Origin of the sequence: Streptomyces sp. P9(2023), from assembly GCF_032436795.1 — a bacterium.
Taxonomy (GTDB): Bacteria; Actinomycetota; Actinomycetes; order Streptomycetales; family Streptomycetaceae; genus Streptomyces.
In genome coordinates this window covers 154,213-179,945 of sequence record NZ_JAUPWM010000005.1, presented here as the reverse complement: position 1 = coordinate 179,945, position 25,733 = coordinate 154,213, and the positions used below count along the sequence as shown (strand labels likewise).

21 protein-coding genes are annotated in these 25,733 nt (G+C 70.0%); 10 read left to right on the top strand and 11 right to left on the bottom strand.

Annotation, left to right across the window (positions count from 1 at the left end):
• Nucleotides 1–17: 17 nt before the first annotated feature.
• The gene (gene pcrA / locus Q5762_RS10175) at nt 18–2,480 is read right to left on the bottom strand and encodes a DNA helicase PcrA (RefSeq protein WP_315891675.1); all 2,463 of its coding nucleotides are present in this window, start codon (nt 2,478–2,480) and stop codon (nt 18–20) included.
• Nucleotides 2,481–2,774: 294 nt separating this feature from the next.
• Between pcrA and Q5762_RS10170 the strand changes: the two genes are divergently transcribed.
• A complete protein-coding gene (locus Q5762_RS10170) occupies nt 2,775–3,947 on the top strand; it encodes a C40 family peptidase (protein ID WP_315891674.1) in 1,173 nt (390 codons plus the stop codon).
• 39 nt (nt 3,948–3,986) lie between these two features.
• Here the strand turns inward: Q5762_RS10170 and Q5762_RS10165 are convergent, their stop codons facing one another.
• Nucleotides 3,987–4,340, bottom strand: a complete 354-nt coding sequence (locus Q5762_RS10165) for a hypothetical protein (RefSeq protein ID WP_315891673.1) — start codon at nt 4,338–4,340, stop codon at nt 3,987–3,989.
• A gap of 346 nt (nt 4,341–4,686) precedes the next feature.
• Between Q5762_RS10165 and Q5762_RS10160 the strand changes: the two genes are divergently transcribed.
• Together Q5762_RS10160 and Q5762_RS10155 are read left to right on the top strand one after the other, a co-directional pair.
• Entirely contained in the window at nt 4,687–5,802 is a 1,116-nt protein-coding gene (locus Q5762_RS10160; protein WP_315891672.1) for a C40 family peptidase, read from the top strand.
• 116 nt (nt 5,803–5,918) lie between these two features.
• Nucleotides 5,919–6,332, top strand: a complete 414-nt coding sequence (locus Q5762_RS10155) for a monooxygenase family protein (protein ID WP_315891671.1) — start codon at nt 5,919–5,921, stop codon at nt 6,330–6,332.
• 14 nt (nt 6,333–6,346) lie between these two features.
• On the opposite strand, the gene Q5762_RS10150 is transcribed toward Q5762_RS10155, so the two are convergent.
• Nucleotides 6,347–7,054 carry a response regulator transcription factor gene (locus Q5762_RS10150; RefSeq protein ID WP_315891670.1) on the bottom strand — a complete coding sequence of 236 codons (708 nt, stop codon included), beginning with the start codon at nt 7,052–7,054 and terminating at the stop codon, nt 6,347–6,349.
• Complete coding sequence (locus tag Q5762_RS10145) at nt 7,051–8,319, bottom strand: PspC domain-containing protein (protein ID WP_315891669.1); 1,269 nt, start codon at nt 8,317–8,319, stop codon at nt 7,051–7,053. The genes Q5762_RS10150 and Q5762_RS10145 overlap by 4 nt, the downstream gene beginning before the upstream one ends.
• A gap of 171 nt (nt 8,320–8,490) precedes the next feature.
• On the opposite strand from Q5762_RS10145, the gene Q5762_RS10140 reads away from it, so the two are divergent.
• From Q5762_RS10140 to Q5762_RS10115, 6 genes are all read left to right on the top strand, one after another.
• Entirely contained in the window at nt 8,491–9,840 is a 1,350-nt protein-coding gene (locus tag Q5762_RS10140) for a PspC domain-containing protein (protein WP_315891668.1), read from the top strand.
• Entirely contained in the window at nt 9,827–10,087 is a 261-nt protein-coding gene (locus tag Q5762_RS10135) for a hypothetical protein (RefSeq protein WP_315891667.1), read from the top strand. The genes Q5762_RS10140 and Q5762_RS10135 overlap by 14 nt, the downstream gene beginning before the upstream one ends.
• 36 nt (nt 10,088–10,123) lie before the next feature.
• Nucleotides 10,124–11,671 carry a recombinase family protein gene (locus tag Q5762_RS10130; RefSeq protein WP_315891666.1) on the top strand — a complete coding sequence of 516 codons (1,548 nt, stop codon included), beginning with the start codon at nt 10,124–10,126 and terminating at the stop codon, nt 11,669–11,671.
• Nucleotides 11,672–12,063: 392 nt separating this feature from the next.
• The gene (locus Q5762_RS10125; RefSeq protein WP_315891665.1) at nt 12,064–12,651 is read left to right on the top strand and encodes a recombinase family protein; all 588 of its coding nucleotides are present in this window, start codon (nt 12,064–12,066) and stop codon (nt 12,649–12,651) included.
• Between the two features lie 545 nt (nt 12,652–13,196).
• Complete coding sequence (locus Q5762_RS10120; protein WP_315891802.1) at nt 13,197–13,907, top strand: helix-turn-helix domain-containing protein; 711 nt, start codon at nt 13,197–13,199, stop codon at nt 13,905–13,907.
• On the top strand, nt 13,907–14,377 hold the full coding sequence (locus Q5762_RS10115; protein WP_315891664.1) for an NUDIX domain-containing protein: 471 nt from the start codon (nt 13,907–13,909) through the stop codon (nt 14,375–14,377). Before Q5762_RS10120 ends, Q5762_RS10115 begins: the two co-directional genes overlap by 1 nt.
• 8 nt (nt 14,378–14,385) lie before the next feature.
• Here Q5762_RS10115 and Q5762_RS10110 read toward each other — a convergent pair whose 3' ends face one another.
• The 4 genes from Q5762_RS10110 to guaA form a co-directional block, all read right to left on the bottom strand.
• A complete protein-coding gene (locus Q5762_RS10110) occupies nt 14,386–14,934 on the bottom strand; it encodes a DoxX family protein (RefSeq protein WP_315891663.1) in 549 nt (182 codons plus the stop codon).
• Between the two features lie 88 nt (nt 14,935–15,022).
• Nucleotides 15,023–16,255 carry a hypothetical protein gene (locus Q5762_RS10105; RefSeq protein WP_315891662.1) on the bottom strand — a complete coding sequence of 411 codons (1,233 nt, stop codon included), beginning with the start codon at nt 16,253–16,255 and terminating at the stop codon, nt 15,023–15,025.
• Nucleotides 16,256–16,415: 160 nt separating this feature from the next.
• Nucleotides 16,416–17,210 carry a class II aldolase/adducin family protein gene (locus Q5762_RS10100; RefSeq protein WP_315891661.1) on the bottom strand — a complete coding sequence of 265 codons (795 nt, stop codon included), beginning with the start codon at nt 17,208–17,210 and terminating at the stop codon, nt 16,416–16,418.
• 115 nt (nt 17,211–17,325) lie between these two features.
• Nucleotides 17,326–18,927, bottom strand: coding sequence for a glutamine-hydrolyzing GMP synthase (guaA, locus tag Q5762_RS10095; RefSeq protein WP_315891660.1), 1,602 nt, complete (start codon nt 18,925–18,927; stop codon nt 17,326–17,328).
• Nucleotides 18,928–19,252: 325 nt separating this feature from the next.
• Here guaA and Q5762_RS10090 point away from each other — a divergent pair, with 325 nt between their 5' ends.
• Complete coding sequence (locus Q5762_RS10090; protein WP_315891659.1) at nt 19,253–19,558, top strand: chorismate mutase; 306 nt, start codon at nt 19,253–19,255, stop codon at nt 19,556–19,558.
• 623 nt (nt 19,559–20,181) lie between these two features.
• On the opposite strand, the gene Q5762_RS10085 is transcribed toward Q5762_RS10090, so the two are convergent.
• From Q5762_RS10085 to Q5762_RS10075, 3 genes are all read right to left on the bottom strand, one after another.
• A complete protein-coding gene (locus Q5762_RS10085; RefSeq protein ID WP_315891658.1) occupies nt 20,182–22,026 on the bottom strand; it encodes a GMC family oxidoreductase in 1,845 nt (614 codons plus the stop codon).
• Nucleotides 22,027–22,077: 51 nt separating this feature from the next.
• Nucleotides 22,078–23,706, bottom strand: coding sequence for a succinic semialdehyde dehydrogenase (locus Q5762_RS10080; RefSeq protein ID WP_315891657.1), 1,629 nt, complete (start codon nt 23,704–23,706; stop codon nt 22,078–22,080).
• A 165-nt stretch (nt 23,707–23,871) separates the two neighbouring features.
• Nucleotides 23,872–25,515, bottom strand: a complete 1,644-nt coding sequence (locus Q5762_RS10075; protein ID WP_315891656.1) for a protein kinase domain-containing protein — start codon at nt 25,513–25,515, stop codon at nt 23,872–23,874.
• Nucleotides 25,516–25,733 lie beyond the last annotated feature (218 nt).

The window sequence follows — 25,733 nt, the reverse complement described above, 5'->3', positions numbered from 1 at the left end:
CCCCTTCCGTCGTTTCGCTAGAGCTTCTCGACCGGCGCGTACCGCAGCAGCAGTCGCTTCGGCTTCTCGTCGCCGAAGTCGATCGTCGCCTGCGCGTCGGCGCCCGCGCCCGTGACCTGCATGACCGTGCCGAGGCCGAACTGGTCGTGCGTGACCCGGTCGCCGACCGTGAGCGCGATCACCGGCTTGTCGCTGGTGCGGCGGGTGGCGAAGCCCGAAGGGCCCGAGCGCGAGCGGGAGGAGGAGAGCGAGGAGGTGATCCCCGAGGTCGGCCCGGCGGGCTTGACCATGGGGCCGGTGCGCTTCCACTCCAGATACGTCGGCGGGATCTCCTCCAGGAAGCGCGACGCCGGGTTGTACGAGGGCTGGCCCCAGGCGCTGCGCATCGAGGACCGCGTCAGATAGAGCCGCTCGCGGGCGCGCGTGATGCCCACGTACGCGAGGCGCCGCTCCTCCTCCAGCTCCTTGGCCTGGCCGAGGGCGCGCATGTGCGGGAAGACGCCGTCCTCCATGCCGGTCAGGAACACCACCGGGAATTCGAGGCCCTTGGCGGTGTGCAGCGTCATCAGCGTGATGACGCCCGACCCCTCCTCGTCCTCGTCGGGGATCTGGTCGGAGTCGGCGACGAGCGCGACCTTCTCCAGGAACTCGGCCAGGGTTCCGGTCTCCTCCTCGCCGCGCTCCTGCTCGAACTCCAGGGCCACGGCGGCCAGTTCCTGCAGGTTCTCGATCCGGGTCTCGTCCTGCGGGTCGGTCGACGCCTGCAGCTCGGCGAGGTAGCCGGTCCGCTCCAGGACCGCTTCCAGGACCACCGCCGGGCCGGCCCCGGAGTCGACGATCGTACGGAGCTCCTCCATGAGGACGTTGAACCGCTTGACCGCGTTGGCGGACCGGGCCGCCATGCCGTACGCCTCGTCGACCCGCTTCAGCGCCTGCGGGAAGGTGATCTTCTCCCGGAGGGAGAGGGCGTCGATCATCGCCTCTGCGCGCTCGCCGATGCCGCGCTTGGGCACGTTCAGAATGCGCCGCAGCGGGACGTTGTCCTCGGGGTTGGCGAGGACGCGCAGGTAGGCGAGGACGTCACGGACCTCCTTGCGCTCGTAGAAGCGCACGCCGCCGACGACCTTGTAGGGCAGGCCGACGCGGATGAAGATCTCTTCGAAGACGCGGGACTGGGCGTTGGTCCGGTAGAAGACGGCGACGTCGCCGGCCTTCGCGTCACCCGCGTCCGTGAGCCGGTCGATCTCGTCGGCGACGAACTGGGCCTCGTCATGCTCGGTGTCGGCGACGTAACCGGTGATCTGCGCGCCCGCGCCCGCGTTCGTCCACAGGTTCTTGGGGCGGCGGGACTCGTTGCGCTCGATGACGGCGTTGGCGGCGGAGAGGATCGTCTGCGTGGAGCGGTAGTTCTGCTCCAGGAGGATCGTCGTCGCGTTCGGGTAGTCCTCCTCGAACTGGAGGATGTTGCGGATGGTCGCGCCGCGGAAGGCGTAGATCGACTGGTCCGCGTCGCCGACGACGCACAGTTCGGCAGGCTCCAGGTCTTCGTAGCCGGTGCCGACCAGCTCCCGTACGAGGGTGTACTGGGCGTGGTTCGTGTCCTGGTACTCGTCGACGAGGACGTGGCGGAAGCGGCGGCGGTAGTGCTCGGCGACGTCCGGGAACGCCTGGAGCAGGTGGACCGTCGTCATGATGATGTCGTCGAAGTCCAGGGCGTTGGCCTCGCGCAGCCGCGCCTGGTACATCCGGTACGCCTCGGCGAGCGTCTTCTCGAAGCCGTCGGCGGCCTGGTCGGCGAAGGCCTCCTCGTCGATCAGCTCGTTCTTGAGGTTCGAGACCTTGGCGTTGAAGGACTTCGGCGGGAACTTCTTCGGGTCGAGGTCCAGGTCGCGGCAGACCAGCGCCATCAGGCGCTTGGAGTCGGCGGCGTCGTAGATCGAGAAGGAGGACGTGAAGCCGAGCCGCTTGCTCTCGCGGCGCAGGATGCGGACGCACGCGCTGTGGAACGTCATGACCCACATGGCGTTGGCGCGCGGGCCGACGAGGTGCTCGACGCGCTCCTTCATCTCGCCGGCGGCCTTGTTGGTGAAGGTGATCGCCAGTATCTGGCCGGGGTGGACGTGCCGGGTGCCCAGGAGGTGGGCGATGCGGTGGGTGAGCACCCGGGTCTTGCCGGAGCCGGCGCCCGCGACGATGAGCAGCGGGGAGCCGGTGTGGACGACGGCGGCGCGCTGCTGCTCGTTCAGCCCGTCCAGGAGCGCGGCGGCGTCCACGACGGGGCGGGGGGCTCCGTCGCGGTAGTGCGCGTCCCGGGTCGGCGGCGCGTCGAAGCGCCCCTCGAAGAGGTCGTGCGGGACCTCCTCCGCGGCCGGGGCGCCGTGGGCGGCGTGGTGCTCGTCGTCCTCGGGCGGGGGCGGAGGCTCCTCCGAGGAGTGGTTCTGGAGGCTCGCCAGGAAGCTGTCGTCAAAGAGGCTGCTCATCGCCTATCGAGTCTAGGCCGCCGCACTGACAGCCCGCTGCCACCTCCCGAAGTGACCGAAATCTTACGGAGGGTGACAGTCCGCTTCAGGTCACGAAAATGTATCGGGCATATCGAACATCGGCCTTCACAGCGCCCTCACCGGTTGGCTAGCGTGCTCGCCCAGGCAGCCCGTCCTCTCCGACGGCGAATCGCGCCGAGCGGGCCGCTCACGCCGAAACCGGCCCTGCCCACGGCAGTTGTCCTGCCTTGTGGGAGTGGCGCCGGTCGTCCCCCTCGGCGGCCATGGAAGGAGATGCCGGCCTTGGCGTCCCATCGCAAGCCGCGCACCACACGCACGCACTCCCCCGCCGTCGGGGTCACGACGGCCGCCCTGGCCGGGGTCACGCTGCTGACCACACAGAGCGCCCAGGCCGCACCCGCGGCCCCGCCGAAGCCCACGGTGGAGGAGGTCCAGAAGAAGGTCGACGACCTCTACCGGCAGGCGGGCACGGCGACGCAGGAGTACAACCGGGCCAAGGAGTCCACGGACCAGCAGCGCCGCAAGGTCGACGGGCTGCTCGACGAGGTGGCCAAGCGGACGGAGGCGATCAACGAGTCGCGCCGGGCGCTCGGCTCGTACGCGGCGGCGCAGTACCGGGCGGGGGCCGTCGGCCCGACCGCCGCGCTGATCTTCGCGGACAGCCCGCAGGCGTACTTCGACCAGACCCACCTGATGGGGCGGCTCTCCGAGCGCCAGCGCGAGGCGGTGGGGGACTACGAGGGCAAGCGCCTCGCGGCGGCGAAGGACCGGGCCGAGGCGACGAAGGGCCTGGAGGCCCTGACCGAGTCGCAGGCGAAGCTCCGCACCACCAAGCAGACCGTCCAGCAGAAGCTGGGCGAGGCACGGACGCTGCTCGACCGGCTGACGGCCGAGGAGAAGGCGCGGCTCGCGGAGCTGGAGCGCAAGCGGGAGGCCGAGGCGCGGCGCAAGGCGGAGGCCAGGGCGAAGGCCGAGGCCGAGGCCAGGGCGAAGGCCGAGGAGGCCGAGCGGCGCAGGCAGGAGGAGGCCCGGGAGCAGGCGCCCACCGAGCCCACCACGCCCGTTGAGCCGCCCGCGACCGGCGACTCGACGTACGCCGCGAAGGCGGACAAGGCGCTGGCCTTCGCCCGTGCCCAGATCGGCAAGCCCTACGTGTGGGGCGCGACGGGCCCGAGCTCGTACGACTGCTCCGGGCTGACGCAGGCCGCCTGGAAGGCCGCTGGCGTGGACCTGCCCCGTACCACCTGGGACCAGGTGAAGGTGGGCACGCGGGTCGCGACGGACGATCTGCTCCCCGGCGATCTCGTCTTCTTCTACGACGACATCAGCCACATGGGCCTGTACATCGGCGGCGGGAAGATGATCCACGCACCGAAGCCGGGCGCGAACGTGCGCGAGGAGTCGATCTACTACATGCCGATCTACGGCAGCGTGCGCCCGGCCTGAGCCCTGTCCCGCGTGCTGCGGGGGCTCACGTCCAGAGCATCACGTCCAGAGCGTCGCGATGAAGATGTTGGCGATCGTGAGGCCGCCGACGGCTCCGAAGAGGCCCTTGTCCACCGTCTCCTCGTCCCGCTTCACGTACACGAGGGCGAGGATGACGACGAGGACCGCCAGCTTGATGCCGACCTTCACGTTGTTGACGGTCTGGTCGTCCGCCTGGTTGAGGCCGACCAGGGCGACGCCGGTGATCAGCATCGTCAGCGCGCCGTGCAGCATCGCGGGGCTGAAGCGGGCCGTACCCGCGCCCATGGCCTTCATCTGGGTGAGGAATCCGCCGAGCAGCGAGCCGATTCCGATGATGTGCAGGGCGACGAAGACATTGATGAGTACGTCCATGGAGCGGAGCCTAACCGTGGCATAGCACCCGCGTTCGGCCGGGTCCAGCTCTTCCGTCCCTTCGGTCAGGCCCGCGCCGGAATGCGCCGTCTCCCCGTCGGAACCGCGGGACGGGAACGGTCCGCAGGCGCCAACTGGCGCCAATAGCGGTCAACTCCCCGCCGTGCCGTGACGGTCAGGTTTAGCGTCCTGCCCCAGGTGGCCGGCACCCCACCACCGTCGGTCCGTCCGGCGGCAGTCGGCCGCCCCCGCCGAGAAATCCGGCGGTGGGCCGTCTCCCCTGTGCGGCCCATCGCCGGACCCGGTGGGTATCGACCCCCACAGGGAGAGGATGTGACCCGCCCTCGTGGCAGCGCACCGAAAGCCGAAGCACTCCCCCCTCGGTGGCCAGGCGGCACGGACCGCCGCCACGCTCGCCCTCGCCTCGGCGGCGACGGCGACGGTCTTCGAGGGCTCCGGGCACACCGAGCCCCGGCTCACCCCGGCCCAGGTCAAGGCGAAGGTGGACCGGCTGTACCAGGAGGCCGAGGTGGCCACCGAGAAGTACAACGGCGCGAAGGAGAAGGCGGACGCGGCGCGGGACGCGCTGGACCGGCTGCAGGACGAGTCGGCCCGCCGGACGGATCGGCTCAACACCGCGCGCAACGGGCTCGGTTCCATCGCCACCGCGCAGTACCGTTCCGGCGGCCTCGACCCGGCCGTGCGGCTCGCGCTCACCTCCGACCCCGACCAGTACCTGGCGCGCGCGGCCCTCGTCGAGAAGGCCGGCCAGCGGCAGGCGTCGACCATCGCCTCTGTACGGCGTGAACTCACCGGCATCCGCCAGCTGCGCGCCGAGTCGGACCGGCGGCTGACCGAACTGCGCGGTCACGAGGCCGATCTGCGGCAGCAGAAGGCGGCCGTGCAGGGCAAGCTCACCGAGGCGCGCTCGCTGCTGGCCCGGCTGACCGCCGAGGAGCGGGCACGGTACGAGGCGGCGGCAGCCGGGTCGGGACGCTCCGGGGGCTCCGGGTCGGGTACGGATACCGGTACGGGTACGGGGTCGGGTACGGGGTCGGCCGGGGCGCGGGCCGACCGGGACTCGGGGCGAGGCGGCCCTGTCACGGCGCCGAACGGCCGGGCCGCGCAGGCGATCTCCTTCGCCCGGGACCAGATCGGCAAGCCGTACGTGTGGGGCGCCACGGGACCGTCGGCGTACGACTGCTCCGGGCTGACGCAGGCCGCCTGGCGCGCCGCCGGTGTGGCGCTGCCCCGGACGACGTACACCCAGATCAACGCCGGGCAGCGGGTCTCGCGCTCCCAACTGGCCCCGGGCGACCTGGTGTTCTTCTACTCGGGAATCAGTCACGTCGGCCTGTACATCGGCGGCGGTCAGATGATCCACGCCCCCCGACCGGGCGCGCCGGTGCGGGTCGCCCCGATCGACGAGATGCCGTTCGCGGGAGCGACCCGGGTGGGGTGACGCGCGTCGGCGCCCCGGGTGGGGGTGACACGCGAGGGCGAACGCTTGAGTTTGGATAGCGGAACTATCTACTATGGGTAGCGCCACTATCCATCCATGCGTGGAGAGGATCAGCCGTGCCCGCCCTCCCCTGGACCGTTCCGAACCAGGCCCGCCCCGGCACCGAGGCCCAGGTCATGGCCTCCCGCTTCGAGGTGCGCTCCCTGTCGGACGTCCCCCGGTTCTTCCTGAAGTCGCTCGCCGCCTGGCGCCAGGTGAAGTCAGCGCCGGGCGCCCTGGGCGCCTCGCTCATCGCGCAGCCGCTGAAGCGGACCTTCTACACCCTGTCGGCGTGGGAGGACCGCGACGCCCTCTACGCCTACGCCCGCGCCGAACCCCACCGCTCGATCATGCGCGAGCTGCGCGCCACGATGCGCGACTCGACCTTCACCTTCTGGGAGGTGCCGGTGGAGAGCCTGCCCATCGACTGGGCCGAGGCCAAGCGCCGCCTCGCGGCGGAGGCGGCGGGAGACGGGGCTAGCCGGACCTGACCGGCGACGGGCCCTCAGACCAGCCGGCGGGCGGTCGCCCACCGGGTCAGCTCGTGCCGGTTGGACAGCTGCAGCTTCCGCAGGACAGCCGAGACATGGGACTCGACCGTCTTCACCGAGATGTAGAGCTGCTTGGCGATCTCCTTGTACGCGTATCCACGGGCGATCAGCCGCAGCACCTCACGCTCCCGCTGGGTGAGCCGGTCCAGGTCCTCGTCCACCGGCGGGGCGTCGGTGGAGGCGAAGGCGTCGAGCACGAAACCGGCGAGCCGGGGCGAGAACACCGCGTCGCCCTCCTGGACGCGGAAGATCGAGTCGACCAGGTCGGTGCCCGTGATCGTCTTCGTGACGTAGCCGCGGGCGCCGCCCCTGATCACCCCGATCACGTCCTCCGCCGCGTCCGAGACCGACAGGGCGAGGAACCGCACCGGGTCGTCGGTCGCCGTCATCAGGCTCGTGCAGCGACGCAGCACCTCCACCCCGCCACCACCCGGCAGGTGCACGTCGAGCAGGACGACCTCGGGGCGGGTCGCGGTGATCACCATGACGGCCTGGTCGACATCAGCGGCCTCGCCGACCACCTCGACGCCGGTGACGTCGGTCCGGCCGATCTCGGCCTGCACCCCCGTACGGAACATCCGGTGGTCGTCGACGAGCACGACCCGCACCCGACGCTCCGTGGTCGGCGCCGCCGCCGTCCCGGTCCCGGTCTCGTCGCTCATCCGTCCACCCTCTCCATCTCAAGCTCCACTTCGGTACCCCCACCCGGCACGGCCCGCAACCGGGCCGAACCACCGTTGCGCTGCATCCGTCCGATGATCGATTCTCGTACGCCCATCCGGTCCTCGGGCACCGCGTCGAGGTCGAAACCCGGGCCCCGGTCCCGCACGGAGACGAACACCGTACGGCCCTCGACCTCCGCGTAGACCTGCACGGCCCCGCCCTCGCCACCGTACTTCGCGGCGTTGACCATCGCCTCGCGCGCGGCCTGCATCTGAGCGGCCAGTTTCTCGTCGAGCGGGCAGTCGCCCACGACCACGACCTCCAGCGGCACGCCGTGCTTGTCCTCGACCTCCGCGGCGGCCCGCTTCACGGCCTCCCCGAGGGTCTCGGGCTCCTCACCCTCGTCCTTACCCGTGCCCTCCGGTCTGTACAGCCAGTTCCGCAGCTCCCGCTCCTGCGCGCGGGCGAGCCTGCGCACTTCGCCCGGCTCGTCCGCGTTGCGCTGGATCAGCGTGAGCGTGTGCAGGACGGAGTCGTGGACATGGGCCGCGACCTCGGCGCGCTCCTGCGCGCGGATGCGCATGGTCCGCTCCTCGGAGAGGTCCTGCGACATCCGCACCAGCCACGGCCCGGCGAGCAGCGCGATGCCGGTGAGCACGGCTATCGCGGCGGTCAGCGCCGTGCCCAGCTGGGCGGCGGAGCCCCGGACCACCATGAAGACCGTCAGCCCCATGCCGACGAGGGCGACCCCCGCGAATCCGCGCGCGAGCTGCAGGGTGCGCCGACGGCGGCCGGCCTCGGTCCAGCTGGCCCGGCGGGCGTTGTCCGCCTGCCGCCAGACGAGGACCACGCCGACGCCGATGAGGAGCGTGGGCCAGACATAGCGGTCCGTCCGATTGCCCCAGTCGATGTTGCCCGCGAAGATCGCGGCGCCGACGGCGAGCGCGATCAGCGCGAAGACCTGACCCCGGTCCGGCTTGCGCAGCCGGCGCCGGCCGTCCGGCGTGGTCTCGAAGACGGGGCGGGGCGCGCTGCGGCCGCCGACCCCGAGCGGGACGACGATCCAGAAGACTGCGTACAGCAGGGCGCCCAGGCCGTCCGCGAGGAGAAGGCCCACGAACAGCACGCGGACCCAGACCACGGGCAGTCCGAGATGACCCGCGAGACCGCGCGCGACACCGCCGAGCCACCGTCCGTCGGCGCTCCGGTAGAGCTTGCGCACGGGCGGTTCGTCGGTCTCGGTGACACGGGCGGATGCTGGCATGGACCGATCGTCACACGCCCGGCCGGGCCGACACATCAGGGTCGGTCCCTGAGATCGCCCCTAGGAAGCGGCCCCTAGGAACTTCTCGGGGTGGACCGCCCGCGGAATATCAGGGTCGGGCCAGGGTCGATCCCGGTGCCGCGGCGGGGCGGCGGCGGTCACCATGGGGTCATGACGAGTTCGACGCCTTCCTCGCACGAGGCCCCGCCGCCGGCGGAGGCCCCGCCCGTTGCGCCCCTGCGCCGTTCGCGGCAGCACCGGGTCGTGGCCGGTGTGTGCGGTGGCCTCGGCCGGCACTACGACCTGGATCCGGTGATCTTCCGCATCGCGATCGGTGTGCTGTCCGTGACCGGCGGGCTCGGGCTGATCTTCTACGGCTTCGCGTGGCTGCTCCTGCCGGTCGCGGGCGAGGAGGAGAACGAAGGCCGCAGGCTGCTCTCGGGCCGGGTCGACGGGGCCGCGCTCGCGGCCGTGCTGATGGCCCTGGTGGGCTGCGCCGTCTTCCTGTCGATGCTGCACAACGGCGGGACGCTCGCGTTCGCGGCGCTGCTGTCGATAGCGGTGTGCGGCGCGGCGGTCTGGTCCCAGCGGCGCGTGCAGGCCGCCGCAGGCGAGAGTGAGGGCCGCGCGGACGCGGGGGCGGCGGCGGCCGCCGACGCCCCGCCGGAGGCGAAGGCCCCGCCGCTGGTGGAGTTCCCGTCCTGGTGGAAGGACCCCATAGTCAAGGACGGCTCGACCGGGAAGATCGCCGTCGGCTATCTCTGGGGCCCGCACGGCGCGGACGCGGACGGACGTCTCCCGAGCGGCGAGGTGCCGGTGCCCGGCAGCCAGTGGGGACCGGACCGGTCTTCGGCCGGGCCGCGGCCGCCGGCGTCGACGATCCGGCGCGGCCCGCGCTCCATCGGCGGCCCGGTCTTCCTCCTCGCGCTGCTCGCGGGCGGCCTGGGAACGGGCCTGTCCTGGGAGAGCGAGCCGTTCGGCACGAGTCTGCAGATCGGTCTGGTCGCCGCCCTGGGCGTGTTCGGCCTCGGCCTGGTGGTCAGCAGCTTCCTCGGCAGGACCGGGTTCGGCACGATCTTCCTGACCGTGATCACGGCGGGCCTGCTCGCGGTGGCGGCGGCACTGCCCAAGGAGATCTCGACGGAGTGGGCGCGGACGACATGGCAGCCGGCGTCGGTCGCCGCCGTGCAGCCCCGGTACGAACTGGGCTCGGGCGTCGGCACGCTCGACCTGTCTCGGCTCGCCGTCCCGGCGGGCACCACGGTCGGCACGGCGGCGGAGGTCGGCGCCGGGAAACTGGAGGTGATCGTGCCGAAGGACGTCACGGTGAAGCTGCGGGCCCAGGTGGGCCTCGGCGATCTGCAGCTGCCGCAGCAGCGCCCCGAAGACATCGACATCGCGCCCGACCGCGACGAGAGCCGGACGCTGCCGCCCGCGCCGGGCACCACGCCCGGCGGGACGGTGAACCTCTCGCTGGAGGTCGGTCTCGGACAGGTGGAGGTCACCCGTGCTGCTTCATGAGTTCCGGCCCGGCCGGCTGATCGCCGGCGCGACCGCCCTCGCCCTCGCCGTCATGTACGCGGGGGACGCGGCGGACGCCTGGGAGACCCCCTGGTACGAGGTCGTCCCGGTCCTGTTCGGCGGCCTCGGCGTGGCCGCCGTGGCGACCTGGATCGCCTACGGAGTGCGCCGTCGCGCGGCGAGGACGGCGTCGAGCGAGAAGGAGGACGCCCCGGCGAGCACGAGCGGCAGCCAGGCCATCAGATAGGCGAGGCCACTGGCGTACTGCTGTTATAGGGTTGCCATGAAGCCTGTGCGTGTACTGATCGCCCTCAGGATCAGCAACGAGACCGACGCGTCCACTTCGCTGGAGCGCCAGCTCCAGGACTGCATGGCCTACGTAGCCGAGAGGCAGCACCTCGGATGGCAGGTTGTGGGAGTAGCCAAGGACGCCCACATCTCCGCCACCAAGTCTCATCCATTTGAGAGACCAGAACTCGGTGAATGGCTCAACAATCGGGCACCTGAATTCGATCTACTGCTCTTCTGGAAGATGGACAGGTTCGTCCGCAAAGTCGTCGACATGCAAGACATGATCAAATGGGCGACCGCTCACGGCGGCAAGTTCCTGGTATCAGCCAAGGAACCGGTACTCGACATGGTCGGCCCATTTCGGCACGTCATTATCGACCTGTTCGCGGCCATTGCCGAGACTGAAGCACAGAACATCTCGATGCGAGTCAAGTCATTCCAGAGCTACGCAAAATCCAAGAATGTCTGGGCCAAGGGAAAGCCGCCCTACGGCTACGAATCCTTCCGCGACACCGACGGAGCAATGAGGCTCCGAGTTCGAGAGAATCAGAAGGAAGTCATTCGGGAGATGTACAGGCGGGTCGTCGAGGACGGAGAACCCTACTCGGCCGTCTGTGACGACTTCAACACCAGAGGGATTCCGTCTCCCGGAGGCGAGAGGATGTCCAATCGCCGGAAGAACAATGGTGATCCACTACCGATCTGGCGGAGCCGCACCGTCACAACCATTCTGAGGTCCGAATCCATCCTCGGCTGGAAGTGTGAGGAGGTGAAGGTCCCCGGAAAGAAGTACGGGGCATCTCAACCGATCCTGACTTCTGAGGGGAAGATTCGGATGGCAGACCCGATCCTCACAGACGAAGAATGGACGAAGCTCCAGGATGAAATGAATGGGCGCCCCAGCGCCGGCCGTCGCTCCACAAAGAACACGACTGCATATCGCGGCGTCGTCCTCTGCGGCGGCTGCGGCAGGAACCTGTACCTCTTCAATCCGGAGAGGCAGCAGGGTAAGCCCGTCTACCGCTGCAACAAGTCAGCCAACCGGGAGTCCTGCGGCAAGGGCTACGCCTTCCGAGCCGAGAAGGTGAGGGAGACCGTAGAGAGCATGGTGCTGGGAGTCATCGGAGACTTCCCCATGCACGAACGTCACTACGTCAAGGGCTCGAACAACTCGCAGAGACTCCAGGAAATCAAGGAGTACGTAACAGAACTCCAGAGGTCCATCCGCCCCGGAGGCAAGAACTCGTCCGGCTTCGCCAAGAAGTCCACCGAGGAAGAGGTTGCAGCCCTCTACGAGGAACATGACTCCCTGGCGGCCGAGGGAGACAAGCCGGATAGGTACGAGTACCGGGATACCGGGGAGACCTTCCGCCACATGTGGGAGCGGAACGAAGGCAACGACACCGAGAGGACACGTCACCTGCTCAAGGCGGGAATCAGTGTCCGGTTGAACCCAGTCGTCAAGGGAGTCTCCAATACCATCGACTTCGGCGCAGAGGTGGACCTAGGAAACCTGAGCCAGCCGTTCACGGTCCACTGAGAAGTATCTGGGCCCCGAAGGGGGCCCAGATACTAGCAGGCATTAGATATAGAGAACCCCTCAAAATAGATGTACGTGTCCTTTGAGCGACCCTCGGACAGAATCCAGGAAACCGAGATCGGGATCACACCAAGAGGTCAAGACGCCCAGGAAACCCGTACAGCATGGACTGAAGGCGCCCCGGCGGTCCCCAGGGAGGCATTCACCGAGCGTTACCCCGGGCAGATCACAGCCCAGACGGGCCCGCCTGGTGACCACGAAGAGCGTCTCAAAAACCATGGTTACCGGGGCCCACGATGGACGCCAAGAGGTCTCAGAGGGTGTTCAAAACCCGTCTCGGAACATGGCCCAACCCCTTGAGGTTCTGAGACGAGTTGTGAGACTGTGTCGGCATGACGATGCCCGGTAGGACAACAGGCCACCTGATCGGATACGCGAGGGTCTCGACCGACACTCAGGAGGCACAGCTACAACTCGATGCGTTGGAAGCTGCGGGATGCTCTCGGACCTTCATCGACAAGGCGTCGGGGAAGAACACGGAGCGGCCGGAACTCAAGGCAGCCTTGGACTACCTCAGGGGCGGCGACTCGCTCTGCGTGTGGAAGCTGGACCGGTTCGCGAGGTCCCTCATCGACCTGGTGGCAATGGTGGACGGGCTCGCAGAACGAGGCATCGGCTTCAAAGTACTGACCGGCGCACTGGCAAACATCGACCCGAACACTCCGGACGGCCGTCTGATGCTCCAAGTGATCGGAGCCATGGCGGAGTTCGAGCGCTCTCTCATTCGGGAGCGTACCAAGGCCGGGCTGGAAGCGGCCAAGGCTCAGGGACGAACTGGCGGACGTCCCACAGTCATCACTGACGACATGCTCACGGTGGCCAAGGCACGGAAGGGCAAGGGGGAAAGCGTCAGCGCCATCGCCAAGGCGCTTGGAGTCTCAAGGGCCACCCTGTACCGGTACCTCGATGAGAGCACCTGAGGCAGGCTCGCAGGTGTCAACCCGCTTAACCGCCCGGGGTGGGACTTGCCACTCACGGCCCCCATGCTCAGGCGCCAGAAAGGCCACACACCGCTTGCGGCGCTCCTGTGGAGGTTCCGATGGATCCTCTTAGTCAGGGATTACATCACGCAGGATGCCGATCCGTCCGGCCGCATCCTTCACTCTGGAGCCGATATCTCGCGCCGTGATCACGTCGAGCACTTCTCGTAGTGGCGATAGACCACGATGGGGGCGCCTGGCTGACGCTCGAAGCGGCCACGACGCACCCGCTCAAGGGGCTTGATCTGCTTCAAGCAAGCTGGGCACGTCTCACCCCTGGGCGCATAGGTCACGTACTCCCACTGGCTTGCGTCGGTATCTGCTGCTGCATGGATCACCACGTCCGCCCCCTACTCTCCGTCGCTGAGAGGCTTCATGGTCCGGCCGGCAGCCAGGACGGGGGAACCTCGCACATTCCCCACTTTGGGACGTCCTGATGGGGGTAGAACGTCCCTATGGCTAGCAATGAGCGCCTGCGGGCAACGATGACTTCCCGGGGTTGGACACACTCGACTCTTGCCGAAGCCTCTGGAGTTGACCCCAAAAGTGTTGAGCGATGGGTGAACCTCGGGAGAGTGCCCCGGAGGGCAACCGCTATGAAGGCTGCCGAGGTCCTGGGGGAGGACATACACGCACTGTGGCCAGCGTTGAGGCAGGCTCGATCGGCAAGGGCCGTGAGTCCCGAACTGGTGGCCCTCTACGAGCAGCGGGCAGACCTCCCCGTCTCGGTGTTCGTCGACCTTCTGTCGTCAGCTCAAGAGCGGGCCGATGTCCTGGTCTATGCGGCCGTCTTCCTGCATGAGGCGTATCCCCGGCTCAATGACCTACTCAGGGAGAGGGCAGAGGCCGGATGCCCAGTGCGCATCTGCCTGGGTGACGCCGACTCACAAAACGTTCAGCTCCGGGGCCAGGAGGAGAGGTTCGGGCACGGCATTGAGTCACGGTGCCGGCTGGCGCTGCTTCACTACCGGTCGCTTGCCGACGTCGCCGGCGTGGAGATCAGGACCCATGGAACGACGCTCTACAACTCGATCTACAGAGCTGACGACCAAGCCCTGGTCAATGCCCACGTGTGGGGCGTGAACGCGTACGGTGCGCCGGTGTGGCACCTGCGACGCACGGGGGGCGGGACCATGTTCGACACCTACGCCGAGAGCTTTGACGCCGTCTGGTCGACGGCCCAGGAGGTCCGCTAGTGGCACGCATCGAGTACTTCGATGACCCGGACGCCCCGGAGCCGAACAGCATGGTTGTAGCGGCGTCCGCCGTGGTGACCGACGACAAGGGCCGCATCCTGCTTCAGAGGCGCTCAGACAGCGGTCTGTGGGCTTTGCCGGGCGGAGGCATGGAAATGACCGACAGCCTGCCCGGAACGGCCGTCCGCGAGGTCAAGGAAGAGACCGGCCTGGACGTAGAGATCACTGGGCTCGTCGGGACGTATACCGACCCCCAGCACGTCATCGCGTACACCGACGGAGAGGTACGCCGACAGTTCAACGTGTGCTTCCGGGCCCGTTTGGTGGGCGGGACCCTGACCGTCTCGGACGAATCCCTGGAACTCCGCTGGGTGGACCCGGGAGCTCTCGGCTCCCTGGACATGCACCACACGCAGCGGCTGAGGCTGGCTCACTTCCTGGAAGACCGGGAGACCCCCTACCTCGGGTAGCGCCATCCTCAGGTGGTTGCCCTCCGCCTGCGCCTGATCAGGGCGTCCAGTGACCAGTAGGGCGCCCCGGCCAAGACGAGCGGCACCCAGCAAAACATGTACGGGAGGTCGTTCCCGTAGTAGTACGGGTTGGTCTGCCAGCTCACCGTCAGCCACAGGCTCAGGGAGATCAGCGCCCCGCCGAGCGCGGCCACCCGGGCGTAGAGACCCACGAGGGTCCCGATGCCCACGGCCAGCTCGCCGAAGGCGATGGCGTAGCCGAAGCCGACCGGGTTGTTGAGGGCCAGGTCGACCAGGCCGGGGATGGCCGAGGTGTCCCGGACCCCGCGCATCATCTCGCCGATCGACCCGCTGCCGGTGTCGGACATGAAGGCGGAGTCGGTGATCTTGTCAAGCCCGGCGTAGATGAAGGTGACGCCGAGGAAGACGCGCAGCGGCAGCAGCGCGTATCGCGACGCGGTCTCCTTCCACGCGGCGATCCGGCCCGTCGCACCGGTCGTGCCCGACGCCCCGTGGTGCCCCGTCGCCCCCGCCGTTCCCTCACTGCGCTGTGACATCGTCGGCCTGCCTCTCCACGCCACTGTCCGCAGAACCGATTGTCCTCGGACCCCCTCGGTCTGCATACGTGGGGAACGCCGGGAAAGTTCAGTCGACGACGTCGATGGTGACCCGATTGGTCTCCACGCCCGCGGCCGTCACCACCCACACCTCGACCCGCCCCGGCTCCACGTCGACCGGGAGCGGGACGGTCAGGACCGAGTCCGTGGGGTTGGCGAAACCGCCCGGGACCGGGACCAGGGGAACGTGGGCGTGGACGGCGCCGACGCGCACGACCAGACGGGTCAACGGGTCCGGCCCCGATGCCCCGGCCGGGACGAACCCCGCCCCGCGGATCTCGATGTCGTCGCCCGTGCGGATCGGGGCGTCCAGGTCGCCCGCCTCACGCGAGCGGACGACGGACAGGATCGTGGGCCGGCCGCCGGCAGTGCACGTGGTGGCGAGGTAGCAGGCCGCCGCGACGGCGACGAGGAGCACCAGGGCCCAGGGCACCTCGGGCAGCCGCTCGGGGTCGCGCCCGAGCCGCACGGCCGCGAGGACGAGGACGGCGCCGGAGACCAGGACGTAGGTGACGTCGGTGAGGGCGGCGCGGCCGTTGTCGTCGCACAGCAGGTCGGCGGCGCGCGGCCGGTCGGCGCGCACCTTCTGCAGCCGCTGCCCCACCACCCGGCCCCACACGATCCGCCAGGCGGCGACGGCGACCGCCGCCGTCAGCGCGAAGACGGTCAGGAGTCCGACGCCGTGGTGGACCCCGATGCCGACCCGGCCGACGTCGCCCGTGACCAGGCGCAACGCGAGGAAGAGCACCGCGTAGACGGCGAAGAGCAGCCAGCCGGCGGCGACCGCGCGCGAGGTGGAGAGCCGGTTGTCCTCGCCGATCAGCGGGGCGAGGACCCCGCCGCGCGCCCGGTGGGCGTGGGCGGCGAAGGTGAGCGGGACGGCGAGCGCGAGCGCGGCGACCAGTCCGGCCGTACGCGCCCCCGTCCAGCCGGCGCCGATCGCGGTGAGCGCCTGAGCGAGCAGCAGGGCGACGACCCCGCCCCAGACGGCACCCAGGGTCGCGTACCGGACCCGCCGCAGCCAGGCCTCGCCCGCCCCACGCCCGCGCACCGCGACCGCCCGGGCCGACTGCGCGAGCGCGTCGGAGACCCACTGCCGCGAGGCACCGGGCGAGTGCGCGACGGCGGCCGGCACACCGTCGCCGACGGCGAGTTCGTCCCGCCGGGCGAGGAAGGCGGCGACCGCACGCCGGTGACCCGCGCGCCCGCTCCCCGCGCACCCCGCGTGGTCACCGCACTGTCTCGCCTCTTGCACCGCCACGGCGCCCACTTCCCGATTCCGTACTCCGACAGCCCGTCAACTTGCCCGTGAGTCCTGGGAATTGTGTCGCACCGAAGAGCCTCCGGACCGCTCCGAGCGCCCCGCGCGAGAGTGATTGAACCGTCATCACATTGACGTAAAGACAGCTGAGGACACGGTGTTACGACAGCAGTTCGGGCTCCGCGCGGCTGATCCTGCGCCACAGCGGCTGATAGTTGACCCAGGCGGCGAGGTCGGAACCGAGCTGCTCCCGGGTGGCGACCGCCTCCTTGTGCCCGATCGGCACCGGCTTGCCCGCCGCCCGCGCGGTCAGCTGCACCTGCGCGCACCGCTCCATGGCGATGAACCACCAGGCGGCCGCGTCGACCGAGGCCCCCACGGTCAGCAGCCCGTGGTTGCGCAGCACGATCCCCTTGTACGGGCCGAGGGCGACGGCGATCCGCCTCCCCTCCTCGCGGTCGACGGCGACCCCGGTGTACGCGTCGTAGAGCGCGTGGTCCTGGTAGAAGGCACAGGCCTCCTGGGTGATCGGCTCGATCAGCTCGCCGAGCGCGGCCAGCGCCCGCCCGTGCGTGGAGTGGCTGTGCGCGACGGCGACGACGTCCGGCCGCGCCCGGTGCACCTCGGCGTGGACGGCGAAGGCGGCCTGGTTGACGTGTTCGCCGCCCTGGACCACCTGCCCGTTCCCGTTGACCAGGACCAGGTCGCTCGCGGTCAGCTCGGCGAAGGGCGCGCCGAAGGGGTTCACCCAGAAACAGTCGGCGTACTGGGGGTCCCGGGCGGTCACATGACCGGAGACGCCCTCCTCGTACCCGAACCGCGCGAAGAGCCGGAGCGCGCCCGCGAGTCTCCGCTTGCGGTACGTCCGCTCCTCCTCGACGGTCCCGTGGACGGGAGGCATCGCGGCATGGAGCTGCTCGACAGGTACGGGTGCGGGCGCCGATGTCTCGCTCATGGGCGGGAAGGTAACGCCGGGCCGCGCAACTGACCAGAGAGATCACACGCCCAACACGACGAAACCGCCGCCCCCGGATGGTGGGGGCGGCGGTTTCACACACGTACGGGAGCGACTACTCCCACTCGATCGTGCCCGGCGGCTTGCTCGTCACGTCGAGCACCACGCGGTTCACGTCGTTGACCTCGTTGGTGATCCGGGTCGAGATCTTCGCGAGCACGTCGTACGGCATCCGCGTCCAGTCCGCCGTCATCGCGTCCTCGGACGAGACCGGGCGCAGGACGATCGGGTGACCGTACGTCCGGCCGTCGCCCTGCACGCCCACGGAGCGCACATCGGCGAGCAGGACGACCGGGCACTGCCAGATGTCGCGGTCGAGACCGGCGGCCGTCAGCTCCTCGCGGGCGATGGCGTCGGCCTCGCGCAGCAGGTCGAGACGGGCCTTCGTCACCTCGCCGACGATCCGGATACCGAGGCCGGGGCCCGGGAACGGCTGCCGCTGGACGATCTCCTCCGGCAGCCCGAGCTCCTGGCCGACCATCCGGACCTCGTCCTTGAACAGCTGGCGCAGCGGCTCGACGAGCTCGAACTCCAGGTCCTCGGGGAGGCCGCCCACGTTGTGGTGGGACTTGATGTTCGCGGTGCCGGTGCCGCCGCCGGACTCGACGATGTCCGGGTAGAGCGTGCCCTGGACGAGGAACGCGACGTCCTCGCCGGTGCCCGCCGACTCGGCGACGATCTCGGCCTGCGCCTGCTCGAAGACGCGGATGAACTCGCGGCCGATGATCTTCCGCTTCTCCTCGGGGTCGGAGACCCCGGCGAGCGCGGTGAGGAACCGCTCCTGGGCGTCGACGACCTTCAGCTGGACGCCGGTCGCGGCCACGAAGTCCTTCTCGACCTGCTCGGTCTCGCCCTTGCGCATCAGGCCGTGGTCGACGTACACGCAGGTCAGCTGCGAGCCGATGGCCTTCTGCACGAGCGCGGCGGCCACGGCGGAGTCGACGCCGCCGGACAGACCGCAGATGGCGCGCTTGTCGCCGACCTGCTCGCGGATGGCCGCGACCTGCTCGTCGATGACGTTGCCGGTGGTCCAGGACGGCTCGATGCCGGCGCCCCGGTAGAGGAAGTGCTCCAGGATCTGCTGGCCGTGCGTGGAGTGCAGCACCTCGGGGTGGTACTGGACGCCGTACAGCTTCTTCTCGTCGTTCTCGAAGGCGGCGACCGGCACGACGTCCGTGGACGCGGTGACGGCGAAGCCCTCGGGAGCGGCGGAGCAGGCGTCGCCGTGCGACATCCACACGGACTGCTCGGTCGGGGTGCCCTCGAAGAGGGTCGATCCGGCCTTGGAGACGTGCAGCGGCGTACGGCCGTACTCGCGGGCGCCCGTGTTGTCGACGGTGCCGCCGAGGGTGGTCGCCATCAGCTGGAAGCCGTAGCACATGCCGAAGACGGGCACGCCGGCCTCGAAGAGGGCACGGTCCAGGCGCGGGGCGCTCTCCGCGTACACGGAGGACGGGCCGCCGGAGAGGATGATCGCCCTCGGCTTCTTGGCCAGCATCTCGGCCACCGGCATGGTGGACGGGACGATCTCGCTGTAGACCCGCGCCTCACGGACGCGACGGGCGATGAGCTGGGCGTACTGAGCGCCGAAGTCGACAACGAGGACTACGTCCGGGTTGGTGACGTCGGGCGCGGCAGCGGGAGTCGCTGATGACACTTCGGCGGCCTTCCGGCGGTAGGGAGGGGTTCCCCCGAAGGGGGGCTATTTGTCGATTCTACCGGCGCGCCGGTGCCGCTTTTCGTCTCACCATCCGAACCCGGTTTGTCCCGGGCCCCGCACAAGGGTCCATACTGTCCGCATGCGCAAGCTCCCGACCTTCGTCTTTACCTATGGCACCGGCCCGTCCGGCTGCCATGGTCGTGCTGCTTGAGCAACTGACAAGCGACTTCCCAGGCGCCCCGGGCCGACAAGGCCCGGGGCGTTCTGTCGTTTCCGGGCCGTGTCGCTCCGGGGCATCCCATCCCCGCAGAGGAGCCCCACCGTGAGCACCACCACCCGGACCGAGAAGACCCAGACCGAGAAGACCGGCGCCCGGAACGACGAGGCCGCCGCGCTCATCGGCGACGCGCGTGAGCGGATCGACGCGCTCGACGACCGGATCATCGGGCTGATCCAGGAACGGATGGCCGTCTCGGCCGTCATCCAGGAGGCCCGGATCGGCTCGGGCGGCCGCCGCGTGAACCTCGGGCGCGAGATGGAGGTGCTCAGCCACTACCGGGACGCCCTGGGCAAGCCGGGTACGGCGCTCGCGATGACGATGCTGGAGCTCTGCCGGGGCCGTATCTGAGGGCCGTCCGGCGGGCGGGGGTAGGACCTGAGTTCGGGCCCGCTCTCACCCGTACGGCGCGTGACCGGCTCCCGCACCCCTTCGTTGGTCCCGTTGTCCGTGCCAGCCAGGGGCGGCCCCGAAAAAACCACGCGTGGCTTCGCTGGGGCGTGTGACGTACCGCAAGTACGTCGTGGGACCTCGCCCCAGCGCGCGTGACCGGACGGCAGGGGACAGCAGCCCGGTCACCCGTAAAGGGCGGTCGGCCCCGGGGACGCCCGGGGCCGACCGCAACCGGTCCAGACGAACACCCCATACCTCCCGTCCCTTCCTCCCCACATACCCCTCGCGGCGCACCCCCCGGCGTCGCTCCCCCTCGGCACCGCCGCTGCCCTGACACCGGTGCCGACCGCCAAGGGCCCCGTGACGCGACCGGAATCGCGTCCCGGGGCCCTTGCGCATGCACGCGCACCCGCACGCGCACCTGCCCGGGCATATGCATGTGACGCGCGTCACATGACATTTCCCGGCTCGGCCTACAACCAATCCCCCCAGTCACAGGTCATGCATGCGGCACCACCCAGAAACTGGAGAGGCGCTGCACTCGGAGGGGGGTGCAGCGCCTTTTCCGTGTCCAGGAGTGACTACGCCTTCTTCGGCGGGACCGCCGGGATCCCCAGGAACGGCAGCTTCAGCGCGCCGAACGCGTCCGCCGGGACCGTCGGCGCCTTCGGGGCGACGGCCGTGAGACGCATGTACGACTCGCCCTGCCGGGGGCGCGGGTCCTCGTCGCCCTTGTTCGGCCAGAAGGACATCGCCCGCTCCGCCTGCGCCGTGATCGTCAGCGACGGGTTGACGCCGAGGTTGGCGGAGACCGCCGCCCCGTCGACGACCGAGATGCCCGGGTGCCCGAAGAGCCGGTGGTACGGGTCGATGACACCGGACTCGGCGTCCGCGCCGATCGGGCAGCCGCCCAGGAAGTGCGCGGTGAGCGGGGTGCCCATCAGCTCGCCGATGTTGGAGCCGGCGAACCCGTTGATCTCCTCGGCGAGCAGGGAGGCCGCCCGGGTCGCCTCGGCGATCTGGTTCGGGTTCGGCGCGCCGTGCCCCTGGCGGGCCGTGAGCAGGCCCTTTCCGAGGCCGCCCGGCTTGCGGTACGTCGTCAGGGAGTTGTCCAGGGACTGCATGACGAGGCCGATGATCGTCCGCTCCGACCAGCGGCGGTTGGAGAGGGAGCGGACGGCGAGGGTGGGGTGCTTGACCATTTCCAGGAGCCAGTTCCGTACCCGGTGGGCGCCGTACGGCACCTGGAGGACGGTCATGCCGCCCATGGCGTTGGAGCCCTTGCCGTAGCGGACCGGCTCGATGTGGGTGTTCTCGTCCGGGTGGATCGAGGAGGTGATCGCGACGCCGCGCGTGAAGCCGGCCTTCGCCGCGCCGTGCTTCTTGCGGTAGCGCCGGTCGGTGGTCTGCGCGCCGACGAGCGCCTCGGAGTTGGTACGGGTCAGCTCGCCGAGCCGGGCCGAGATCCGGGGCAGCAGGCCGGAGTCCTTCATCCGGTGGAGCAGGGTCTGCGTGCCGTACGTACCCGCCGCTATGACGACCCGCCGGGCCGTGAACGTACGGCCCTGGCCCTTCCGCCGCTTGTCGGTCGGGAGCGTCTTGACCGCGTACCCGCCCCGCGAGTCCTCCGTCAGGGCGACCACCGAGGTCATCGGGTGGACGACGGCGCCTGCCTTCTCGGCGAGGTGGAGGTAGTTCTCGTTGAGGGTGTTCTTGGCGCCGTGCCGGCAGCCCGTCATGCACTCGCCGCACTCGGTGCAGGCCCTGCGCGTCGGCCCCGCGCCGCCGAAGTACGGGTCGGCGACCTCGGTGCCCGGCTTGGCCTTCGCCGTACCCTCGGCGTCCTCGCCGTCGCCGAAGAAGACCCCGACCGGCGCCATGTGGAAGGTGTCACCGATCCCCATGGCCTGCGCGGTCGCCTTGAGGTGGACGTCCGAAGGGGTCATCGTCGGGTTGAGCCGGACGCCCAGCATCCGCTTGGCCTGGTCGTAGTACGGGGCCAGCTCCTCCTGCCAGTCCGTGATGTCCTTCCACTGCGGGTCGTCGAAGAACGGCGCGGGCGGTACGTAGAGGGTGTTGGCGTAGTTCAGCGAACCGCCGCCCACGCCCGCGCCCGCCAGGACCATCACGTTGCCCAGCAGGTGGATGCGCTGGATGCCGTAGAGGCCGAGGGCGGGGGCCCAGAGGAAGTTCTTCAGGTCCCAGGAGTTCTTGGGCAGCTCGGCGCGGGCGAAGCGGCGGCCGGCCTCCAGGACGCCGACCCGGTAGCCCTTCTCCGTCAGGCGCAGCGCCGTGACCGAGCCGCCGAAGCCGGAGCCGACGACGATGACGTCGTAGTCGTACGCGTCGTTTCCGTACGCGTCGGAGTCGTCCGCCGAGTCCAGGGCGTCCTCGACCTGATTTCGGGCAGGGGGTACCGCGGTCATGGCTCTCCTCGTACGAAAAGGGGCGTAAGCGGAATACGGACGGGGGCGGCGTCAGCGCAGGCGGAGGGCCTTCATCGCCTTCAGGGACAGGCTCATGAACGCGGCGTACTTCTCGTCGTCCATCCCGAAGGAGGGTGCGAGCGGGATCAGCCGCTGCTGGGCCACGGTCTGGGCCTCGGTGTACTTGAGGATGCCCTCCGAGCCGTGGCGCCGGCCGAGCCCGGAGTCCTTCATGCCGCCCATCGGCGCCTGGACGCTGCCGTACGCGGGCGCGTACCCCTCGTTGATGTTGACCGTGCCGGTGCGCAGCCGGGCGGCGACGGCGTGGCCGCGCCGGGAGTCCTTCGTCCAGACGGAGGAGTTGAGGCCGTACGGGGTGGCGTTGGCCAGCTCGACGACCTCGTCCTCGTCCTTGAAGCGGTAGATGGAGACGACCGGGCCGAAGGTCTCCTCGGTGCAGACGGCCATCGGGCCCTCGACGCCGTCGAGGATGGTCGGCTCGTAGAAGAGCGGGCCGATGTCGGGGCGGGCGACGCCGCCGGCGACCAGCTTGGCGCCCTTGGCGACGGCCTCCTCGACGTGCTTGGTCACCGTCTCCAGCTGGCGCGTGCCGACGAGGGAGCCCATGTCGGCGCCGTAGGAGAGGGAGTTGCCGAGCCGCATCGCCTTCGTACGGGCGGCGAACCGGGCGACGAAGTCGTCGGCGACCGACTCGTGGACGTACAGCCGCTCGATGGAGATGCAGAGCTGTCCGGCGGAGGAGAAGCAGGCGCGGACGGCACCGGCGGCGGCCTTCTCGATGTCGGCGTCCTTGAGGACCAGCATGGCGTTCTTGCCGCCGAGTTCGAGGCTCACGCCGACGAGCCGGGCGGCGGCGCCCTGGGCGACCTGGCGGCCGGTACTGGTCGAGCCGGTGAAGGAGACGTAGTCGGCGTGCTTGACGACCTCGGGGCCGACGACCGGGCCCTCGCCGATGACGATCTGGAAGACCTCGGCGGGCAGCCCGGCCTCGATGAGCAGGTCACGGGCCCAGAGCGCGGTGAGCGCGGTCTCGGTGTCGGGCTTCATCACGACGGCGTTGCCCGAGACGAAGGCGGGCAGCGCGTCGCCGACCGACAGCTCCAGGGGGTAGTTCCAGGGCGCGATCTGGCCGACGACACCGCGCGGCTGGCGCAGCTCGGTGACCTTGGTGAGGGTCGGTACGACGCCGGTGTGGCGCTTGGGACGCAGGTAGGCGGGGGCCTTGCGGCCGTAGTGGCGGGCGGCGACGGCGACCGACATGACCTCTTCGTGGGCGTGCAGCCGGGCCTTGCCGGTCTCCAGCTGGATGAGGTCGAGGACCTCGGCCTGGCGCTCGAGGACCAGGTCGTGGAAGCGGAGCAGTACGGCGGCGCGAGCCCTGACGGGGGCCGCGGCCCAGGCGCCCTGGGCGGCGCGGGCGCGGGCGAAGGCCTCGGCGACGTCCTCGGGGGTGGACTCGGGCAGGTCGGCCAGCTTCTCCCCGGTGAAGGGGGTGTGGTTGGCGGTACGGCCGGAACCGGCGACGCCGCGGGTGAGCTGGGCGACCACCTCCGGCGTGACCACGTCGGCGGCGGTGCGGGCACCGGCCGGCGAGGGCGCGAGGGGGTTCGTGCCGGGGGTGGCGGTGGCCGGGGTGGCGAGTGCCTGCGAGTCCGTCATGAGGCCGAGGGTAGGCCGCGAACCGGCCTTTGGGTACCCGTCGGTAACGCGTTTTCACCGCCTACACACAATCGCGCCAGCGATCGCTGGCACATAAGCCCTGATCAGGGGCTCACGGTCGGGCGGGAGTGCGATCTCGCGGATACCCCGCCGACTCGGCCGGACTCAGCCGCTCTGCTCGCCCGGGGCCCGCCAGTGCTGCACGACGACGTCGAACTGCTGCCGGGTGGTCTCCCAGCTGGACTCCGGTGAGGACATGTACAAGGCGTACTCGGTGCCGTCGTCCCCGAAGTACATCTGGTCGATCGCGTGCCTCGGGCCCGGGAACTCCTGCTTCTCGTACCAGGTGAACTCCCACCGGGCGGAGCGGACCTGGTCGCGGTAGGTGTTCTGGTTGAGCTTGATCCGCTGGTACTTCATGCGCTTCTTGAGGGTCTTCTCCAGGTCCAGCGCGTGCACGTACGGGTTCTCGAAGTCGGGCGTCGGATCGATGCTGATCCGGATCCGGTGCTTGCCGTTGTCCGGCGTGTAGTCGACGTTGTCGCCGTCGGTCTGCCGCTTCCACCCGTCGGGGACGAGCAGGCTGAAGCCCTTCTCGTCGTCGACCCGGTGCCAGCCGGCCGGGACGGCGGGCGGGGTCCGCTCCGTCACGGTGGGGCCCGTGCCGCGACCGCCGGTGTCCCCGCTCTGGGCGCCGCTGGAGTCGTTCATGGCGGCGAAGACGGCTCCCCCGGCGATCAGACCGGCGAGCACGGCCGCCAGGACCGCCGTACGCCAGCGTCCCCTGCCCTTGGGCTCAAGGCGGGCCGGGTGGGGCGCGGGGGTGGAGATCGGGGTCGCGGTGGGGCCGCGGCCGGCCGTCGACGAGGAGGTGGGGTCCGAGGCGGCCGGGAGCTGGGCGGTGGCCGAGGTCAGCTCCTCCGGTCCGACCCGCTGCGTCGGTACGTAGGCCTGCGCCGCCTGCGGAGTACGGCCCTCCATCGCGTCGAGCAGCATCCGCTCGGCCTCGTCGGCGCCCGGCCGGCCCGCCGGGTCCTTGCGGAGCAGCGCGACGATGACGGAGGCCAGCGCGCCGGCCTTCGCCGGGTGCGTCGGCTCCTCGGTCACGACGGCCTGCATGGTGCTGATCGGCGAGGTCCGGCGGAACGGCGAGGTGCCCTCCACCGCCGTGTACAGCGTCGCGCCGAGCGACCAGAGGTCGGAGGCGGGGCCGGGGTCCCCGCCCCGTACCCGCTCCGGTGCCAGATAGTCGATGGAACCGACGAGTTCACCGGTCCGGGTGATCGTCGAGTCGCCCTCGATGGCCGCGATGCCGAAGTCGGTGAGCAGGACCCGTCCGTCGCGGGCCAGCAGGACGTTGCCGGGCTTCACGTCCCGGTGCAGCACTCCCGCGGCGTGCGCGGCGCGCAGCGCCCCGAGGACGTGCAGCCCGATCCTCGCCGCCTCGCGGGGCTCGATCGTGCCGGCCTCCTTCGCGGCGTCCGCGAGCGAGGGCCCGTCGACGTACTGCATGACGATCCACGGGCGGTCGTCGTGCTCCAGCACGTCATGGACGGTGACCACGCCGGGGTGGGTGATCCGCGCCGCGGCGCGGGCCTCCTTCTGCGTACGGGCGTGCAGCACGAGGCGGTCGGCCTCGGCCACGAACCGACCCGCCGTCAACTCCTTGACCGCGACCACCCGGTGCAGGACCTCGTCGTGCGCCCGCCAGACCTTGCCCATGCCGCCGCGACCGATGGTCTCGCCCAGCCTGTACCGTCCGGCCAGCAGCAACCCCGTGCCCGTCTCCGTGCCCTGAGAATGTTCCACAGTCCCCCGCCCGTTCCTTCGGATGCCAGGTTACGGAGGGGGAGACGGAGGACGGAACCTCGGGGCTCGCAAAGGAACCGCACTGTGACCCCGTTCGGGCCCGGTTCGACGCGTTTCGGCGCGTTTCAGCCTGTGGCGCGATTCAGATGATGCGGTGATGGCGTGTTTCAGCCGGTGGCGGGTCTCGGGCGTTTCAGCGGTGGTGCGTTCAGCGGGTG

Bases quoted from the DNA above. Each gene is read 5' to 3' on its own strand.
- pcrA (WP_315891675.1), bottom strand. From the start codon at position 2,480: ATGAGCAGCCTCTTTGACGACAGCTTCCTGGCGAGCCTCCAGAACCAC.
- Q5762_RS10170 (WP_315891674.1), top strand. From the start codon at position 2,775: ATGCCGGCCTTGGCGTCCCATCGCAAGCCGCGCACCACACGCACGCAC.
- Q5762_RS10165 (WP_315891673.1), bottom strand. From the start codon at position 4,340: ATGGACGTACTCATCAATGTCTTCGTCGCCCTGCACATCATCGGAATC.
- Q5762_RS10150 (WP_315891670.1), bottom strand. From the start codon at position 7,054: ATGAGCGACGAGACCGGGACCGGGACGGCGGCGGCGCCGACCACGGAG.
- Q5762_RS10145 (WP_315891669.1), bottom strand. From the start codon at position 8,319: ATGCCAGCATCCGCCCGTGTCACCGAGACCGACGAACCGCCCGTGCGC.
- Q5762_RS10140 (WP_315891668.1), top strand. From the start codon at position 8,491: ATGACGAGTTCGACGCCTTCCTCGCACGAGGCCCCGCCGCCGGCGGAG.
- Q5762_RS10130 (WP_315891666.1), top strand. From the start codon at position 10,124: ATGAAGCCTGTGCGTGTACTGATCGCCCTCAGGATCAGCAACGAGACC.
- Q5762_RS10125 (WP_315891665.1), top strand. From the start codon at position 12,064: ATGACGATGCCCGGTAGGACAACAGGCCACCTGATCGGATACGCGAGG.
- Q5762_RS10120 (WP_315891802.1), top strand. From the start codon at position 13,197: ATGACTTCCCGGGGTTGGACACACTCGACTCTTGCCGAAGCCTCTGGA.
- Q5762_RS10110 (WP_315891663.1), bottom strand. From the start codon at position 14,934: ATGTCACAGCGCAGTGAGGGAACGGCGGGGGCGACGGGGCACCACGGG.
- Q5762_RS10100 (WP_315891661.1), bottom strand. From the start codon at position 17,210: ATGAGCGAGACATCGGCGCCCGCACCCGTACCTGTCGAGCAGCTCCAT.
- Q5762_RS10085 (WP_315891658.1), bottom strand. From the start codon at position 22,026: ATGACCGCGGTACCCCCTGCCCGAAATCAGGTCGAGGACGCCCTGGAC.
- Q5762_RS10080 (WP_315891657.1), bottom strand. From the start codon at position 23,706: ATGACGGACTCGCAGGCACTCGCCACCCCGGCCACCGCCACCCCCGGC.